Source organism: Bacteroides clarus, assembly GCF_015555825.1.
GTDB classification, from domain to species: domain Bacteria; phylum Bacteroidota; class Bacteroidia; order Bacteroidales; family Bacteroidaceae; genus Bacteroides; species Bacteroides clarus.
In genome coordinates this window covers 56,728-74,247 of the sequence record NZ_JADNLF010000015.1, presented here as the reverse complement: position 1 = coordinate 74,247, position 17,520 = coordinate 56,728, and the positions used below count along the sequence as shown (strand labels likewise).

The 17,520-nt window shown below is 39.1% G+C and carries 8 protein-coding genes; 7 read left to right on the top strand and 1 reads right to left on the bottom strand.

Annotated elements, in window-relative coordinates; translation table 11 throughout:
- Window positions 1–19 precede the first annotated feature (19 nt).
- A complete protein-coding gene (locus tag I2F54_RS14700) occupies window positions 20–1,987 on the bottom strand; it encodes a sulfatase family protein (protein WP_022218324.1) in 1,968 nt (655 codons plus the stop codon).
- Window positions 1,988–2,223: 236 nt separating this feature from the next.
- Here I2F54_RS14700 and I2F54_RS14695 point away from each other — a divergent pair, with 236 nt between their 5' ends.
- The 7 genes from I2F54_RS14695 (at window position 2,224) to I2F54_RS14665 (ending at window position 17,518) form a co-directional block, all read left to right on the top strand.
- Window positions 2,224–4,125, top strand: a complete 1,902-nt coding sequence (locus I2F54_RS14695; protein WP_195501665.1) for a hypothetical protein — start codon at window positions 2,224–2,226, stop codon at window positions 4,123–4,125.
- 40 nt (window positions 4,126–4,165) lie between these two features.
- Window positions 4,166–8,209, top strand: coding sequence for a two-component regulator propeller domain-containing protein (locus I2F54_RS14690; RefSeq protein ID WP_195501663.1), 4,044 nt, complete (start codon window positions 4,166–4,168; stop codon window positions 8,207–8,209).
- A gap of 193 nt (window positions 8,210–8,402) precedes the next feature.
- Window positions 8,403–11,591, top strand: a complete 3,189-nt coding sequence (locus I2F54_RS14685) for a SusC/RagA family TonB-linked outer membrane protein (RefSeq protein ID WP_009123118.1) — start codon at window positions 8,403–8,405, stop codon at window positions 11,589–11,591.
- 26 nt (window positions 11,592–11,617) lie between these two features.
- On the top strand, window positions 11,618–13,270 hold the full coding sequence (locus I2F54_RS14680) for a RagB/SusD family nutrient uptake outer membrane protein (protein ID WP_229097212.1): 1,653 nt from the start codon (window positions 11,618–11,620) through the stop codon (window positions 13,268–13,270).
- 127 nt (window positions 13,271–13,397) lie between these two features.
- Window positions 13,398–14,180 carry a DUF4886 domain-containing protein gene (locus tag I2F54_RS14675; RefSeq protein ID WP_009123120.1) on the top strand — a complete coding sequence of 261 codons (783 nt, stop codon included), beginning with the start codon at window positions 13,398–13,400 and terminating at the stop codon, window positions 14,178–14,180.
- A gap of 80 nt (window positions 14,181–14,260) precedes the next feature.
- A complete protein-coding gene (locus I2F54_RS14670; RefSeq protein WP_148360206.1) occupies window positions 14,261–15,874 on the top strand; it encodes a sulfatase in 1,614 nt (537 codons plus the stop codon).
- 39 nt (window positions 15,875–15,913) lie between these two features.
- Window positions 15,914–17,518, top strand: coding sequence for a sulfatase family protein (locus I2F54_RS14665; protein WP_195501661.1), 1,605 nt, complete (start codon window positions 15,914–15,916; stop codon window positions 17,516–17,518).
- The last annotated feature ends 2 nt before the right edge of the window (window positions 17,519–17,520 follow it).

Sequence of the window (17,520 nt, the reverse complement as noted above, 5' to 3'; positions counted from 1 at the left end):
GAACCTGTCGTCCGGCTCATCAGTTTGGAAGCGGCACCATGGGTCTGCGTCCGTGATTCAGCTTCAGGCCTAATTGGTAGGACTCCGGACCATGAAGGTTCTTTATATCCATTTCACCGAGATTGACCAGGATACCGCGCGCCATGAGGCCGGCATCTTCGTTCGCTTTGCGCGGAAGCGTTTCGGCTTTGTCTTTCAGGTCTGCCAGATGAACGCGGATGGCGGGTTGCATGGCCTTATCCAGAGAGAGGCATTCCAATAGGGAATAACCGATTTTCCGGTCGGCTTCTTTTGCCGGATTGTTCAGGCGTTCGATGCCTTTGGCGGTTTCTCCCAGATAAGCGGCGGCATAGGCGGCTTCACAGGCTATGTAGGGGTCTGCGTCATTCAGTAAGGCAAGCAGGGATGCGGGGCAGGTTTTTAGCTCTCCTTTGGCTCCGAGTTGCGCCAGACCGACGGACGCCCAATAGCGCATTTCGGGATATTGGCTGGATAACGCTTTCTCGAACACGGGAGCATCGCCCGCATGGGCTGTACCCGCCAATTCTACAAGATTGTACAGTTCGTCCAAAGGATATTTCTCTTTGCGTACTTTATCATATAATACCACATTCTCGCGAGAGGTAGGCATGAAGAAGCCCAGGTCTTTGGTGGCGCGGATGTGGTCGGAGAGGGCTGTGCGCATCTTCACCAATACTTCTGCGTATTCGGGAGAGTCGGACAGGTTGTGCAATTCACCCGGGTCTTTCTCGAGGTCGAACAGCATTTCGGCGGGATGGGCGTTGAAGGTCTGCGCCCAGTCGGGGTTGGTGTTGTGTCCTCCCAAGACCAGTTTGTCCCATGCCTTATTGGACGGCATCCCCCATTGGTAGTAATTGCGCAGGGCGAACTGACGGTAAGGGATGTAGCTGCGGATGTATTTAAAACGTCCGTCGGTCGCGGCGCGTACCGGCATGAAGTGGTGCAGTTGGTTGGCCGCTAATGCGAATTGGATTTCACGCTTTTCATCGGATGCATACTTCCCGAATAATGCCTTTCCCTGCATGTGCTTGGGCGGTTTTACGCCTGCAAGGCTGAGTACGGTAGGTCCTAAGTCTGTGAAGTTGACCAAAGAATATTCTTTTCCGGATGCTTTTTCTCCTGCCAGGTGTTGCCATTTGGGCGGGAAATAGGCTATCATAGGCACTTCCAAACCGCTTTCATACAAGTAGCCTTTGCCGCGTGGAACGCAACCGCCATGGTCGCTGAAGAAGAAGATTATCGTGTTGTCATCCAATCCTTTTTCCTTTAAGTCTTTCAGGAAGAAACCCAGCCATGTGTCTACATCCTGTACGGCTTCCAGATGGCCGGCATAGTCGGAACGCACTTCGGGCAGGTCGGGCACGTAGGAGGGCAGGGTGAGCAGTTCGGGATAAATGCCTTCTGTGGTATAATCTCTTCGGCCGTCGGTGTGGAAAGTGCGGACGCGTCCCATATGGGAGGTTACCGTGTTGTATACGGCAAAGAACGGCTGGTCTTTGCCGCGCTGCGGACTGTTGTAGGAGGCTTTCGTGGTACATTCGTCCCAGCAGCTTTTGTTGTCCGTGGTGGAGTTGTAGTGTGTCTTGCTGTTGTTGGTGCAGTAATATCCGGCCTCACGCAGCCATTGTGGGAAGAAGATGTTTGCCGGAGTATCGTATGAAACAGGATGGACATCCATGCCGTAGGTCGAGGAGTAGCAACCCGTAATAAGCGACGAGCGTGCAGCAGAGCTTTGCGGAGCCACCGACCACGCGTTCATGAATTGTATGCCGTGAGCAGCCAGACTGTCCGCATTGGGGGTGTGTACATCCTTGTTGCCGTAACAACCGAACTCGTAAGCGCTGGTATCTTCGAAGGTGAGCCAAAGGATATTGGGTCTTTCGTTTTTTTTGTTGTCTGCTGCGTCCGCCTGGGCCGTATGCAACCCGCAGAAAGCAGTACACATTAATAGAGGTAAGTTTTTCATGCTATATCAGTTTTTATTAACAGTCGCTAAGGTAGGACATTCAAGGGGAATACACGCTTTTTTGTGTACAAAATGCTGTCAATATTGTTTCTATCGGCTAATTTTCGACAAATTTAGCGGGATTTGAACAATATTGCGGCTGGTTCTGGACAGATGTTGCGGGGTATTGGATAAAAGAATGGCCGAATATTAGCCGAAAGCTTTACTTTTGAAAAATAAATCTTAATGTTAATAGTATGAGAAATGTGTTCTTTGCAGCACTGCTTTATGTGCTGTCTTTATCCGGACAGGTACGTGCCGAAAATATCGTTTTTTCAGACAGTGATTTACGTAATGAAGCGGAAAATTTGTTGGTGGAGTGGGTGGATACTCTGCTGACTTATCAATGCGCGGAGCTGAATCCGGCGCTTGACGGAGGTATCCTGTGTCCTGCGTGTGCCCGTATTCACGGACGGATAGGTGACGCCGTGCTGCCTTTGATGTATCTGGCGGATAAGACCGGCAATGATAAATATTTGATTGCGGCCAAGCGTTTAATGGCCTGGATGGAAAATGTGCATCGTCCGGACGGTTCATGGATGAATGACGTGCACGTATCGGACTGGAGCGGTACAACCGTCTTTGCCGCTATCGCTTTGTATGAGGCGTTGCACTATCACGGACATTTGCTGGATGACTCGACCCGGAATCACTGGAAGCAACAATTATTGGAAGCCGGTGAATTCATGATGAAAAATCCTCAAATGTACAGCCGTCGTATGCAGGGAAAAATGAAACGTTTGAATAATGTGAATTATTCAGCTTCGGTTACTTATGCCTTGCAAGCCCTTGGTGGAATGTTTAACCGTCCTGATTTTCAGGAAGAAGCACGGATAGTAGCCTCGGATTTGAAAAACTTCTTCACGGAGAATGATTGTTTCTTGTATGGTGAAGGACCTAAGATTTGGAGCCCTACAAAAAACGGTTGCCTTCCTGTCGATTTAGGCTATAACATAGAAGAATCATTGCCTAATCTGGCCTATTATGCGCTTATGGCGGATAATCAGGAATTGTTGGCTATCGTGGAACGTTCGATGAATACCCATCTGGAATTTATGCTACCCGACGGAGCGTGGGATAACAGCTGGGGTACGCGTAGCTTCAAGTGGACGTATTGGGGCGGACGTACGAGTGATGGTTTTATGGGGGGCTATTATGCATTGGCAGACCGCTATCCCGAATATCTGGAAGCTATCCGCCGTAACGTGCGGTTGTTGAGAAAATCAACGGTTGACGGACTGCTTCATGCCGGTCGGGATTATCGCGCTTCGGGGATTCCGGCTTGTATTCATCACACCTTCGGACATGCGAAAGCTCTGACCGCGTTTCTGGAGTTGCCGCCTGTTAAAGCCACACCGAACAAAACGTTGCCGCGCGACGCGGAATATGGCGTGAAATTCTTCCGGGATATTCGTACATGGCTGGTTGCGGAAGGTCCGTGGAGAGCTACATTTACGGGTTATGATGCTGAGTATAAAGTAAAAGGAACTCATCCTATGGGAGGAGCCGTCTCATTGTTATGGCATGCGCAAGCAGGTCCTGTATTCGCTGCTACAATGAATCAGTATACATTGATAGAAGCGCCTAATATGCAGAGTAATAGCCGAAAGTATCTAATGAGCGGAACTCCTCGGGTCGAAATGGTGCAATACGGAACAAATTACAGTAATCTCGATGACTTGGATACGGATATTACGTATACTAAAGAAAAAGATACGCATAATTTCCATGTTAATACGCATTTGGTAGATATTGACCAGCAAACTCCTATCCAAGGTTCGATACCGGTGAGTATGGACTATGTTTATTCTAAACAGGGAGTAACCATAAAGATGGATCATTGTCCTTATTCCGCATATATGGTTTTGCCGGTAATCGCTTCACCTTCGGATGTTACCGAGGTTGGCTCTAAGAATATGCGTATCCGAAAAGAGAACGGGACCTTGGAAATCTCCTGTGTAAATGGTCATTTGAAGGTGGCTCCGACTGATGCGGACGGGCGTATATTTAATCCTGTACCGGGTTTTTCTTTTATTCCCCTGCAAGTATTCCCTGAAAGCCCAAGTAAAAAAATAATAGTTAAAATCATATATAATTAATATATTTTTGTTTCTTTGCCTTGTATTAATAATATAATATATGAAGATATTTCGACTTTTACTAATGCTATGTGGAATGTTATTTACCGGTATCGGGTTTGCCGATGAAATCGATGGAATGCGTTTCACGCATATAGGTTTGGAAGATGGACTGTCGCATAGTACAATATTTGGAATTAATCAGGATAAAGAAGGTAATTTATGGTTTGCCACCTATGACGGCCTTAATAAATACGACGGTTATAATTTTACGGTCTATCGTCATCAATACAAGAATCCCAAGAGTATAGCGAATGATATTACCCGTTGCGTCGTTATTGATGACGATAATCGTATCTGGATAGGAACACGGGACGGCTTGTCACTTTATAATCGTCGTCAGAATGAGTTCTCTAATTTCTATTATAAGAAAAGGGGACAAAATGTGGCTGTCATGAATATTGTGCCTTTACAGAAGGACTGGCTGATGATTGGAACAGCGGAGGGTATCTTGCTTTTTGATGTGAAAGGCGGACATTTCATGAGTGATACTCTGTCTACCGCTTTGCATCTGCTGAAACCTTCTGCATTAGTCAGGCAGGGGGACTGTGTTTATATCGGTACAGAGAGTGGGGTATATACCTATTTTTTACGAGATGGATCGTTGAAAAAGTTAGTAGAGCTACCAATTAAGGCACGGATACATGGAATTTTATGCCAGATGTTTAATAGAATATGGATAGCGACCGAAGGAAGCGGCCTATATATGTATGATTTAAAGGCTAAAAAGTTAAAGAACTATTGTTACGAAGATAAAACATCTGGTTTGAGTTCCAATTATGTACGCTCACTTGCTTTAGATCAAGAAAATCGTTTATGGGTAGGGACTTATAGCGGATTGAATATATATAAAGAAGGACAAGACTGTTTCTCTTTAATAGAAAGCTCGATGTCTCAAATTGGAACTTTGTCTCAAAATTCCGTACGTTGTATATTCAGAGATTCACAAGGTGGTATGTGGCTGGGGACATATTGGGGCGGGTTGAACTATTATCATCCTTTATGTAATCGTTTTCAACAGATAAAACATATTCCCTTTTTTAATTCGCTTAGTGATAATGTTGTTAGTTGCATTGTGGAAGATAAAAGAAATAATTTATGGATTGGTACTAGTGATGGTGGCTTGAATTTTTATGATAATGCGACCGGATCCTATAGAAATTATTTATTTAATTCGGATACATCTGCAGGTGTTCCTTTTAAAGATATTAAAACTGTATATGTAGATGAATTGGCTGACAAAGTATATGTAGGTGCACATGCTGGTGGAATGATGGTGTTGCATCGTAGAACTGGAAAGAAAGAGTTTTATAATCAGCAAAATAGCGATTTACCAAGTAATAATATTTACTCCATTATATCAGATGAGAGTGACGGGCTTTGGATAGTTTCATTAGAGTGTTTTTTTTATTTTGATATTACTCGGAAAAAATCAATTATTTTAAATAAAGATATAAAAGGAAATCCTATTCAAAAATATAACCGTTTATTGTTTCGAGATTCTAAAAGACGTATTTGGGTTGGTGGTGAAATGGGGCTTTCTGTATATAATCAACTGGATACATCTTTGTTGACTAATACTGATTTTCATATAACTTCAGTATTGCAACAGTCTTTTGTGAATTGTATCTATGAATCTTCATCCGGTTATATATGGGTTGGTACTCGCAATGGACTTTTTGTCTTACGAGAAGGAAATAAAGAGCCGCTGCAATATACAACAGATAACGGTTTGCCGAGTAATGTTATTTATGGGATTTTGGAGGATAGTTATGGACGCTTGTGGATAAGTACTAATCAAGGTCTGAGCTGTTTTAATCCGGATAGTCGAAAATTGCGTAACTTTACGATAGTGGATGGTTTGCAAAGCAACCAGTTTAATGCTGGAGCCTATTGTCGCGTCAGTAACGGACATATGTTATTTGGTGGAATAAATGGAATAACCTCATTCCGTCCAGAGACGTTAATAGACAATCCGTATACCCCTAAGCCTGTTATTAATAAGCTCTTTGTATTCAATAAGGAGGTTCTGCCAAATGATGAAACAGGAATCCTTAAAGAGAATATAGAAAGTGTAGATTCTATAACACTGAGATCTTTTCAAAACTCTTTTTCTATTTCATTTGTCGTTTCTAATTATATAGCAGGTAAACATAATACTTTTGCTTATAAATTAGAGGGGTATGACAAAGAGTGGTATAGACAAAGTGATATCAGCCCGGTATCATACTCTAATCTGCCTGCAGGAGATTACATATTTCTGTTAAAAGCCGCAAATAATGATGGCAAGTGGAGTAAAGAGATGGCGACCCTTCACATCAAGGTACTTCCGGTTTGGTATTGTACTTGGTGGGCTCTTTCTGTTTTTGTTTTGTCTTTTGTTTTATTGATATTAGCTGTCTTTCGTTTTTTTTGGTTACGTAAAAGTATGCAAACAGAAATTCGTATGGAGAGATTAGATAAAGAAAGACGTGAGGAAATCAGTCAAATGAAAATTCGTTTTTATATTAATATCTCGCACGAACTTCGAACTCCGTTAACCTTAATTGTAGCCCCTTTACAAGAGCTTCTTAGCGGTGTTGCCGGACATTGGGAACGTGAAAAGCTGTTATATATTCAACGGAATACGAAAAGGTTACTACATTTAGTAAATCAATTAATGGATTATCGGCGGGCTGAATTGGGCATTTTTGAGTTAAAGCCCATATATGCCAATGCATACAAAAGGGTGTTAAGTAACTTTTTGAACTATGAGAGTTTGGCAAAACGGAAAGATATAGATTATAATTTCTATTCAGAATTACAAGATGATGAAGTATTGTTTGACGGTACTTATTTAGATTTAATTATTAACAACTTATTATCTAATGCTTTTAAATATACAGAAGAAGGTGAAAGTATTTCTGTTAAATTGTATAGAGAGAATAAGTATATTGTTTTGCAGGTTATAGATACAGGGGTAGGTATACCTGATGATAAACAGCAGAAGATATTTGAACGTTTTTATCAAATGGAGAATGGACATGAGGGAAGTGGTATTGGCCTATCTTTGGTTCAACGTTTGGTTGAATTGCATCATGGACAAATTACATTAGTAAGTGAAGTTGGAAAAGGGTCTACTTTTTCGATTTATATTCCTCAAGATAAATCGGCATATAGTACTGAAGAGTTATTGGGAGGTAGTAGAGAACCGGAAGAACAACGTGTTTATTCAACGAATGCGCATGATGTGTATGTGGATGATACGGAAATCGTAGAACTGGATTCTAGTGAGAGAGAAGAAAGTGGTAAACATGGAACGATTCTTATTGTAGAAGATAATGAGGAATTACGTCAATATTTGTCCAATGGTTTATCTGTCCAATTTAATTTAATAGAAGCGGAGAACGGACAGAAAGCATTAGAGCTGTTGAAAGACAATGATGTGGATCTAATTCTTTCGGATGTTATGATGCCTATAATGGATGGAGTCAAACTTTGTAAATTAATAAAGCAGAATTTGAGAACCTGTCATATTCCTGTGTACTTGTTATCTGCAAAAGTAGATATTAAATATCAATTAAAGGGATTGCAAGTAGGAGCAGACGATTATATTCCTAAGCCGTTTTCAATGGAGGTTCTGGTAGCTAAGATTTTAAATATGTTGCGTACTCGTTATCGTATTTTTGAACGCTATTCCAAAACGCTGGAGATAGAGCCGGAAAAGATTACGAATAATGTAATGGATGAAGAGGTCTTGAAAAAGGCTATTGCTATCGTTGAGAAAAATATGAGTAATGTAGAATTCTCTACGGAACAATTTGCCAGCGAGATGAATATGAGTCGGTCTAATCTTCATTTAAAATTGAAAGCAATAACTGGTAAATCTGCTATTGATTTTATTCATAGAATACGGTTTAATCGTGCTTGTCAATTACTTAAAGAAGGGAAGTATACGGTCTCTGAAATTAGTTTTATGGTGGGATATAATACACCTTCTTATTTTGCTGCCCGTTTTAAAAAGTATATTGGATGTCTTCCAACTGAATATGGCAAAAATAATTGACTTTGTTAATCACTGTGCAGAGCGTGTATAAAGTGTGTTTTGCACAAAAATATTACTTAATAGACAATATTGATATTTGATTTGTAAAAAAGTGTAGAAATACAAAACATTATTTTTAATCTTTTTTAGAATCATGTCGTATGTTTGCTTTTGAAGAATTTATTCTGATTGTTAAACCTTAGATTATTTGATTATGCACAAAATTAAAGGAGTGATTGTGGGTATCCTCGCTTTTGTCACTATGGCTACGTATGCACAAAGTATAGTAGTTACTGGTAAAGTTGTTGACAGTGAGGGATATGAAGTTATTGGTGGTAGTGTCACTTTGAAAGGGGCTGCCGGTGTAGGAACTGTTACTAATGTAGATGGTAACTATTCTTTGAAAGTTAATAACGCATCAAAAGATGTTTTGGTGTTTTCTTATGTAGGTATGACATCCAAAGAGGTAAAGGTTAATGGGCAGAGCGTTATTAATGTTACTTTGGAAGCAGATGCTGTTATGTTGGATGAAGTGGTAACGATTGGTTATGCTACCGTTAAGAAAAAAGATTTAACAGGCTCTGTGTCTTCTGTGAGCTCTAAAGAACTGGCAGCTGTTCCCATTTCAGATGTAACTCAAGCTTTGAGTGGTAAAGTGGCTGGTGTGCAAGTAATTCGCTCTCAGGGTTCACCGGATGCGGATGTCTCAATAAAAGTGCGCGGAGGTACTTCTATCACCCAGAGTAATGAACCTCTGTATATAATTGATGGATTTCCTAGTGAAGACGGTTTAAAAGGAATTGAGTCTAGTGATATTGAGTCTATCGATATTTTAAAAGATGCTTCTTCTACTGCTATTTATGGTGCCCGGGGTGCTAATGGAGTAATTTTAGTTACTACAAAGGGTGGTAAAGCTGATAAGTTTAATATCAGTTATGACATGTATGTTGGATTCAAGAAAGTAAATAAGAAATATGATTTACTTGCTGTAGATGATTTTGTAAAGTTGGAGTATGAACGTGCTATCGATCAACCTGATATTATGCGTGATTATACAATTCCTACTTATGGTACTTGGGATGAATTTAATGGATTATATGGTAACCGAAAAGGAATAGATTGGCAAAAAGAAGTTTTTGAGAACCATTCCGCAACTACTCAGCAGCATAAATTCACGATTAGTGGTGGAAGTAAAACATCACAATATATGGTTACATATACTCGCAATGATGATAAAGGTATATGGTATGGTAGTGGTTTAAAAAGAGATAATTTCCGATTGAAACTTCATCAGGAGCCCGTTTCATGGCTTAATTTTTCAACAAATGTTAGCTATATTGATGAGAAAACTACTGGATTAGGTAGTCTTCAGGAAGGTGGTTCATATAGTCGTATGCAGCATGTAATTCAATACAGGCCGACTATTGGTAAGAGTGGAAATGATGCACAATTATTAATTGATGATGATGACCCTGTATTAATGCTGGAAGGTGCCAGTCAGATGCAAAGTCCGATTGCTTCTATCGAAAGTGAACAGATCGAGAAGCGTAATCGTATTCTTTCCATTAATGGGGATGTACAAATAAAAATAACGAAAGATTTGTCATATCGTGGTACTGTGGGAGTTCGTAAACGTACAATTAATGAGGATGTATTCTATTCAGAAAGGTCAAAACAAGCAAAAAATGCTGGAGCTCCTTATGGTTGGAAAGAGTTAGAAGAACAACAAAGTTTCATGTATAACAATGTACTTACCTATGATAAGTCATTTACTCCAGAGCATCATTTGACATTGGTTGGCGGACAAGAGTTTATAGAGTATAAAACTGATTACCTGAGGTCGGGTGCTCGCCAATTTGAGAAAGTTAATTTTGGTTTGGCTGATATGTCTTTAGGAGCAAGTCCTGACAAAGTTGTTACACGTCTTGAAAGCGATAAAATGTTATCTTATTTTATGCGTGCCAATTATAATTTCAAAGAAAAGTATCTTTTTGCAGCTTCATTACGTGCAGATGCTTCCAGTAAGTTTGGATCAAATCATAAGTGGGGAGTATTTCCTGCTGCCTCATTTGCATGGAGAGCATCGGAAGAAGAGTTTATCAAACAGTTGGGTGTCTTTTCTAATTTGAAGCTTAGATTAAGCTATGGTACTGCTGGTAATAATAAAATTGATAATTATTTGAGCCTATCAAAGATGGGGTCGGTATGGATTCCTTATAATGGTACAAGTACCGCATCAGGTTTTGTGAGTAAACAATTGTATAATCCTGATTTACAATGGGAAACAAATGTTACAGCCAATTTAGGTATTGATATGGGATTCTTGAATCAACGTGTTCAATTGAGTGTGGATTTATATAATATTGAAACGAAGAATCTGTTATTGGATGCACCTGTACCATTACTTTCTGGATATAAGTCGATGATGATTAATGCAGGAAAAACAAATAATAAAGGTATTGAGGTTGCTATTACCACTCATAATATACAAACAAAAGACTTTACATGGAGTACTAATTTAAACTTGTCACATAACAAGAATAAAGTAAAAGCATTGTATAATACGGACTATATGGAATTAATGTCTAATTGGGCTCAGACATCTGAATTCAATAAGGGTGACTATATGATTCGAGTAGGGCAACCATTAGGGCAGATGTATGGTTATCGTTTGAAGGGTATTTACACAGTAGATGATTTTACATATGATGCAGCCCAACAAAAGTATATTGTAAAAGAAGGAATACCTTATGATAAGAATTTTTATCCAAAACCAGGATATTGGAAGTTTGAAGATGTGGATGGTAATAAGGAAATAACGGAAGATGATAGGACTGTTATAGGTAATGCAAATCCGAAAATTTATGGTGGTTTAACCAATACTTTTACATGGAAAGGTTTCGATTTGAGTGTGTTTTTGAATTTCTCCATTGGAAATAAAATCTATGGAGCAAATAAAATGTACTATACTAAGTTTAATAACCGTTGGAGAAATACATTGAAAGATGAGGCGATGAGTCGTTTCACTGTGATCAATGATAAAGGTGAATATATTTTGAATGACCCCACACAGCTTGCTGCTGTCAATAAAGGACATAATTACGTATCAGTTGAAGGTAGTTCTAGTCTTTATTTCCATTCCGGATATGTCGAAGATGGATCGTTCCTTAAGATTAACAATATATCTTTGGGATATACCCTTCCAAAAGAGCTAGTCAGAAAAATAAAGCTTTCTAATATACGTTTTTATGCAACAGGATATAATCTTTATACATGGACTAAATATTCTGGATATGATCCTGAAGTCAATACATGTGCTAATAATGGACTAACTCCTGGTATTGATTGGGGTGCTTATCCTTCTGCTATTTCAGTTGTATTTGGAGCAAATATTACTTTCTAAATTTAAAATTATATACTTATAAAATTATGAAAACATTATATAAGAGATTAATTAGTATATCTATGGTTATTTTCTGTTCGGTACTACTCTTTACTTCTTGTGAAGATTTCCTTGCGGAAAAACCATATGATTTTTATGATGAACAAGACTTTTATAAAGATGTGTCGGAATTAGAATTAGCAGTGAATGGTGCTTATGAAGTATTAAGTCAAAAAATGACATATGGACATTTTATGTTAGTAAATGACTGTGATACAGATTTGAGCCATATAAAAGGTTCCGGTACAGGCCATACAGCTCGTGACTTAGGTCATTATAATATCTATACATCTCATAACTGGCTTGAGGAAGCGTGGGGATACTATTATACAGGAATAGACCGTGTAAATCGTATTATGGCAAATAAAGATCGTGTAGATTTACCAGATGAAACATCACAGGCAACCTTTAAACGCTTGATTGCAGAAGCAAGATTATTACGAGGTATCTGTTATTTTGATTTGGTACGTATGTGGGGAGATGTTCCTTTTAAATTGACAGCTTCTGATAAGACTGAGAATTTTGCTGTAACTCGTACAGATAGAGAAGAAGTATATCAGCAGATTGTAGATGATATGGAAGCTGCCGTTGCTGATTTGCCTTGGTATAATGAAGTTAGCTCGTACGAGGGACGTCCAACTAAAGGGGCCGCAATGGGATTACTTGCACGGGCGTATTTGTTTCGAGCCGGTTATTCACTACATCAAAATGGTAGAATGGAACGTCCTGATAACTATTTGGAATATTATAAGAAAGTGAAGGAAATCTGTGCGGAATTAATTAATTCGCATCGTCATTCTTTGAATGCCAACTATGAGAAGGTGTTTAAAAATATTTGTGAGAATGTAATGGAACCCAGTGAAGTTATGTATGAGGTACAGTTCTATAATCCTTCAGGAGAAGATGACCATAGTAGTAAAATTGGTTCTTATAATTCTCCTGAGATAAATCGTAATTCTTCTTATGGTTTGGGTAACTCCTTTATTAAGACCACTCATTTTGCTTATGATCTTTATGAGGTAGGAGATATTCGTAGGGAGACAGCGATCGCTACCTTTAAAATAGATGCTAATGACAAGGTTATTGAAATACCACGTAATGAAAGCTATACATGGGCTCCTGGAAAATGGCGTAGAAATTGGATTCCTGGTCCTCCGAAAGACTTGGAAAATATGGATATTAATTTTATACTTTTACGATATTCAGATGTGCTTTTAATGTATGCAGAAGCTGTTAATGAGGTAGATGGTCAATTGGATCAATTGGGAATAGAATGCCTGAATCAGGTTCGTAGAAGAGCATATGGATATGCCCCTACTACGGCAAACTCTGAAATCGATTTTACAGCAGCAGATTTTCCTGATCAGAAAAGCGTACAGGATTATTTATTTGTTGAACGTGCAAGAGAGTTGTGTTTTGAAGGTTTTCGCCGTTATGACTTAATCCGTTGGAATAAATTAGCTGATACTCTTGATGATTTTGCGGTGAAATTTAATGCGGCTGTTGCTGATGGGACATTGAAATCTTATGTTTGGGCAGCAGGTAAATATTTTGAAGCGGGTAAACATGAGTTATATCCTATTCCTGCTTATGAGATTCGGGAGACCAAAGGAAGTTTGGTACAAAATCCTAAATATTGATTAAGTCTATATTAGCAATATAAACTCTGTTTTAAATAGTATAGGGTGGCGAAAACAAAATGTACTATCATAAGGCTGTTTTTTGTCACCCTATAATTATTTATATACATTATTATTAACTAATCTTATGGGAAAACTTTTCTTTATACTATTGTGTATAGTTATCAATATTTGTACTGTTAAGGCACAAAATATAAATGATTCGATCCGGGTCTTGTTTATAGGTAATAGTTATACTCATTTTAATAAGTTACCGGATGATATACAGAAAATTGCTGCTACCCAGAAGATAAAACTATCATATCAGGCTTGTATTAGAGGAGGATATTCTTTTAAAAAGCATTTACAGAAACAGGAAGAAATAGAAATAATAAAAAAGGGTAGATGGGATTTTGTAATACTTCAAGAACATAGCGAAGCACCGGCTAAGCCAACTAAAGTTGTTGCACAGGAAACGTATCCCTATGCGCGAATTTTGGATAGCTTGGTACATATTAATAGTCCTGAAGTCCATGTCATTTTTTATATGACATGGGGACATAAAGATGGATGTCTGTCACCAATTGCTGATTATCCCATTATAGATACATACATAGGGATGCAAGAACGTTTAAAAACGAGCTATCTAGAAATGACTTACCAAAATAATGCATGGTGTGCTCCTGTAGGAATGGTGTGGCAACAAGTGCGTAGAGAACGTCCGGATTATGTTTTATATTGGCAAGACAGAACACATCCTTCGCCTCTTGGTACTTATTTGGCTGCTAATGTAATTTTCTCTACAATGTTTCAGAAACCTTACCAAACTTCCTATATAAAAGGCTTGCAAGTAGAACAAGCTGAGTATATACAACAAACGGCACAGAAGATGGTATTAAGTAATTTGAGACTGTTGAATATCAATAGGTGAAATGCGTATATAGTGTGTGAGAACCCTTGTAGATTATCAGATTGAGTACTTAGAATAGAACTACCTAAATTTAGATTGTTATGATGGCTACTACATTAAATATTGCTTTATTGTTGTCTGCATTCTCATCTTCAGACTATAGTGTACAACGTGAAGAACAGCAGGAGAAACCTAATATATTATTTATTGCTGTTGATGATTTGAAACCTATTTTGGGATGCTACGGTGCTCCTCTGATAAAAACTCCCAATATAGATCGTTTAGCTACTTTGGGTACTGTTTTCCAAAATACTTATTGTCAACAAGCTATTTCCGGTGCTACTCGAGCTAGTGTGTTAACTGGTTTACGTCCGGATAAAACACAGGTTTATGATTTGATAACAAAAATTCGTGATATCAATCCTAATGTAGTTACTTTACCAGGATATTTTAAGGATAAAGGATATGTGACAACTGCCATAGGTAAGATTTTTCATCCGACGAATGTTATTAAAGAAGATGGTGAGTATTCATGGAGCATTCCTCATACAGAAGCGGAGGAATGTTTAGCAGAGGCATATGGTTATCCTGCTTTAGGATATTATCAACATCCTGATACAAAATTGTTGGTTGAGAAGTATGGGATGGAAGCTAAAAAGAAAGGTCTGAAAGATGCGGAAGCAGCAAGATATATATTATCTCATATAAAACCTTCGGTAGAGTGTCTTGATGTACCGGATAATGCTTATGTAGATGGAGCTGTAACTTTAAAAGCAAAGCAGCAATTGCAAACATTGACAAAGAAAGGAAAACCATTTTTTTTGGCTGTTGGCTATCATAAACCTCATTTACCTTTTGTTGCACCTAAAAAATATTGGGATTTATATGATAGGAAATCTATGCCTATTGCTGAATTTCAAGCACATGCAAAAGGCAGCCCTGAACTTGCATATCATCGTTGTGGTGAATTGAAAAAATATACTGATATTCCTGAATTCTGTACATTTACAGATCAATCTTTGCATACAGGTTTGGCTTTAGAAAAGCAGAAAGAATTGATACATGGATATTATGCATGTATTTCTTATTTGGATACACAAGTGGGGGAATTACTTGATACATTAGATTCTCTTGGTACACTTCACAATACAATTATTGTTTTATGGGGGGACCATGGTTGGCATTTGGGCGATCATGATTTGTGGAATAAGCATACGAACTTTGAGAATGCGACAAAAGTGCCATTAATAATAGCTGCACCGGGAATGTCATCAGGTAATGCGGATACTTTTGCGGAATTTGTTGATATATATCCCACATTGTGTGACTTAGCGGGTATTGGTATACCTTCAGATATTGATGGGAAGAGTTTGGTTCCGGCAATGGAAAACAAAAAGAGTAGGATTCGTAATTATGCTGTTAGTCAGTATCCGCGTAAATTTACAAAAGAAGAGGCTGATAGGCGAGGATATACCAGCACAACAATAATGGGGTATTCTTTGCGTACAGAAGGATATCGTTATACTGTGTGGACTCATGATTTTACTACTAGACAATCTTTTAATGACGGAAAAATATATGCGGAAGAACTTTATGATTATCAAAAGGATCCATTGGAGACGATCAATGTAGTCACAGATAAAGAATACCTTAAAATTAAAGAAAAATTGAAAGATATGATGATGGATTTTTTCTCAAAGCAAATGGATAAATAGAGGAAAATAAATAGTTAATTGTTTTACAATGTTGTTGTTATGAATCGACTATCATATACACTATTGCCCCTTACCGCCCTCGGGTTCTCGGCTTGTACTTCCCCAAAGAAGGAGGTAAGTCGTCCTAACATTATCTTTATGATGACGGACGACCATACCACACAGGCGATGTCATGTTATGGCGGTCGTCTTATCCAAACTCCAAATATGGATAGGATAGCCAATGAGGGTATCCGTATGGATAACTGCTATGCAGTCAATGCACTGTCAGGTCCCTCGCGCGCTTGTATTCTCACGGGTAAGTTCAGCCACATGAATGGCTTTACCGATAATGCGAGTACTTTCGATGGAAGTCAGCAAACCTTCCCGAAACTATTGCAGGCAGCAGGTTATCAGACATCAGTGATTGGTAAGTGGCATCTGATAACCGAACCGCAAGGGTTCGATTACTGGTGTATTCTGAGTGGACAGCATGAGCAGGGTGATTACTATAATCCCGACTTTATTGAAAACGGTAAGCATGTGGTGGAGCAAGGTTACGTGACCGACATAGTTACCGATAAAGCGATCGAGTATTTGGAACATCGGGACAAGAGTAAGCCTTTCTGCATGATGTATCATCAAAAAGCTCCCCATCGCAATTGGATGCCGGCGCCCCGTCATTTGGGGATGTTCAACACCACCACATTCCCGGAACCCGGCACGCTTTTCGATACATATGAAGGCAGAGGACGTGCCGCCAAAGAACAAGATATGTCGATTGAGCATACGTTGACTGATGACTGGGATTTAAAGTTGCTGACCCGTGAGGAAATGCTGAAAGACACTACCAACCGTCTTTATCAGGTATATAAGCGTATGCCGGCTGCTGTACAGGACAAATGGGATTCTGTCTATGCGCAACGCATTTCGGAGTATCGTAACGGAAACCTAAAAGGCAACGCGTTAATCAGCTGGAAATATCAGCAATACATGCGCGATTATTTGGCTACCGTAGTTGCTGTGGACGAGAATATCGGACGGTTACTCAATTATTTGGAAAGGACTGGCGAATTGGATAACACAATCATTGTCTATACCTCCGACCAGGGTTTCTTTTTAGGAGAGCATGGCTGGTTTGACAAGCGTTTCATGTATGAAGAGTGTCAGCGTATGCCGATGATTGTCCGATATCCCAAAGCAATCAAGGCGGGAAGCACATCGAATGCGATAGCTATGAACATAGACTTTGCTCCTACATTCCTGGATTTTGCAGGAGTAGAAATTCCGGATGATATTCAGGGAGAATCTTTGAAACCGGTTCTTACCAATGAGGGGAATGCGCCAGCTGATTGGCGGAAGGCAGCTTATTACCATTATTATGAATACCCTGCCGAACATTCGGTGAAACGCCATTATGGTATTCGTACGACTGATTTTAAATTGATTCATTTCTATAATGATGTGGATGAATGGGAAATGTATGATATGCAGAATGATCCGCACGAGTTGAATAATCTATACGGTAATCCTGAATATACTGCTAAACAAGCCGAACTTATGCTGTTACTGAAAGAAGTGCAGGAACAATATAAGGACAATGACCCTGATGAGAGGATAACGGAATTGTTTAAAGGTGACAGGCGTTTTATGGAGAATCGGTGAAA

Excerpts from the sequence above, each read along its gene's own strand:
- I2F54_RS14670 (WP_148360206.1), top strand. The coding sequence starts at position 14,261 with ATGATGGCTACTACATTAAATATTGCTTTATTGTTGTCTGCATTCTCA.
- I2F54_RS14685 (WP_009123118.1), top strand. The coding sequence starts at position 8,403 with ATGCACAAAATTAAAGGAGTGATTGTGGGTATCCTCGCTTTTGTCACT.
- I2F54_RS14690 (WP_195501663.1), top strand. The coding sequence starts at position 4,166 with ATGAAGATATTTCGACTTTTACTAATGCTATGTGGAATGTTATTTACC.
- I2F54_RS14700 (WP_022218324.1), bottom strand. The coding sequence starts at position 1,987 with ATGAAAAACTTACCTCTATTAATGTGTACTGCTTTCTGCGGGTTGCAT.
- I2F54_RS14665 (WP_195501661.1), top strand. The coding sequence starts at position 15,914 with ATGAATCGACTATCATATACACTATTGCCCCTTACCGCCCTCGGGTTC.
- I2F54_RS14680 (WP_229097212.1), top strand. The coding sequence starts at position 11,618 with ATGAAAACATTATATAAGAGATTAATTAGTATATCTATGGTTATTTTC.
- I2F54_RS14695 (WP_195501665.1), top strand. The coding sequence starts at position 2,224 with ATGAGAAATGTGTTCTTTGCAGCACTGCTTTATGTGCTGTCTTTATCC.
- I2F54_RS14675 (WP_009123120.1), top strand. The coding sequence starts at position 13,398 with ATGGGAAAACTTTTCTTTATACTATTGTGTATAGTTATCAATATTTGT.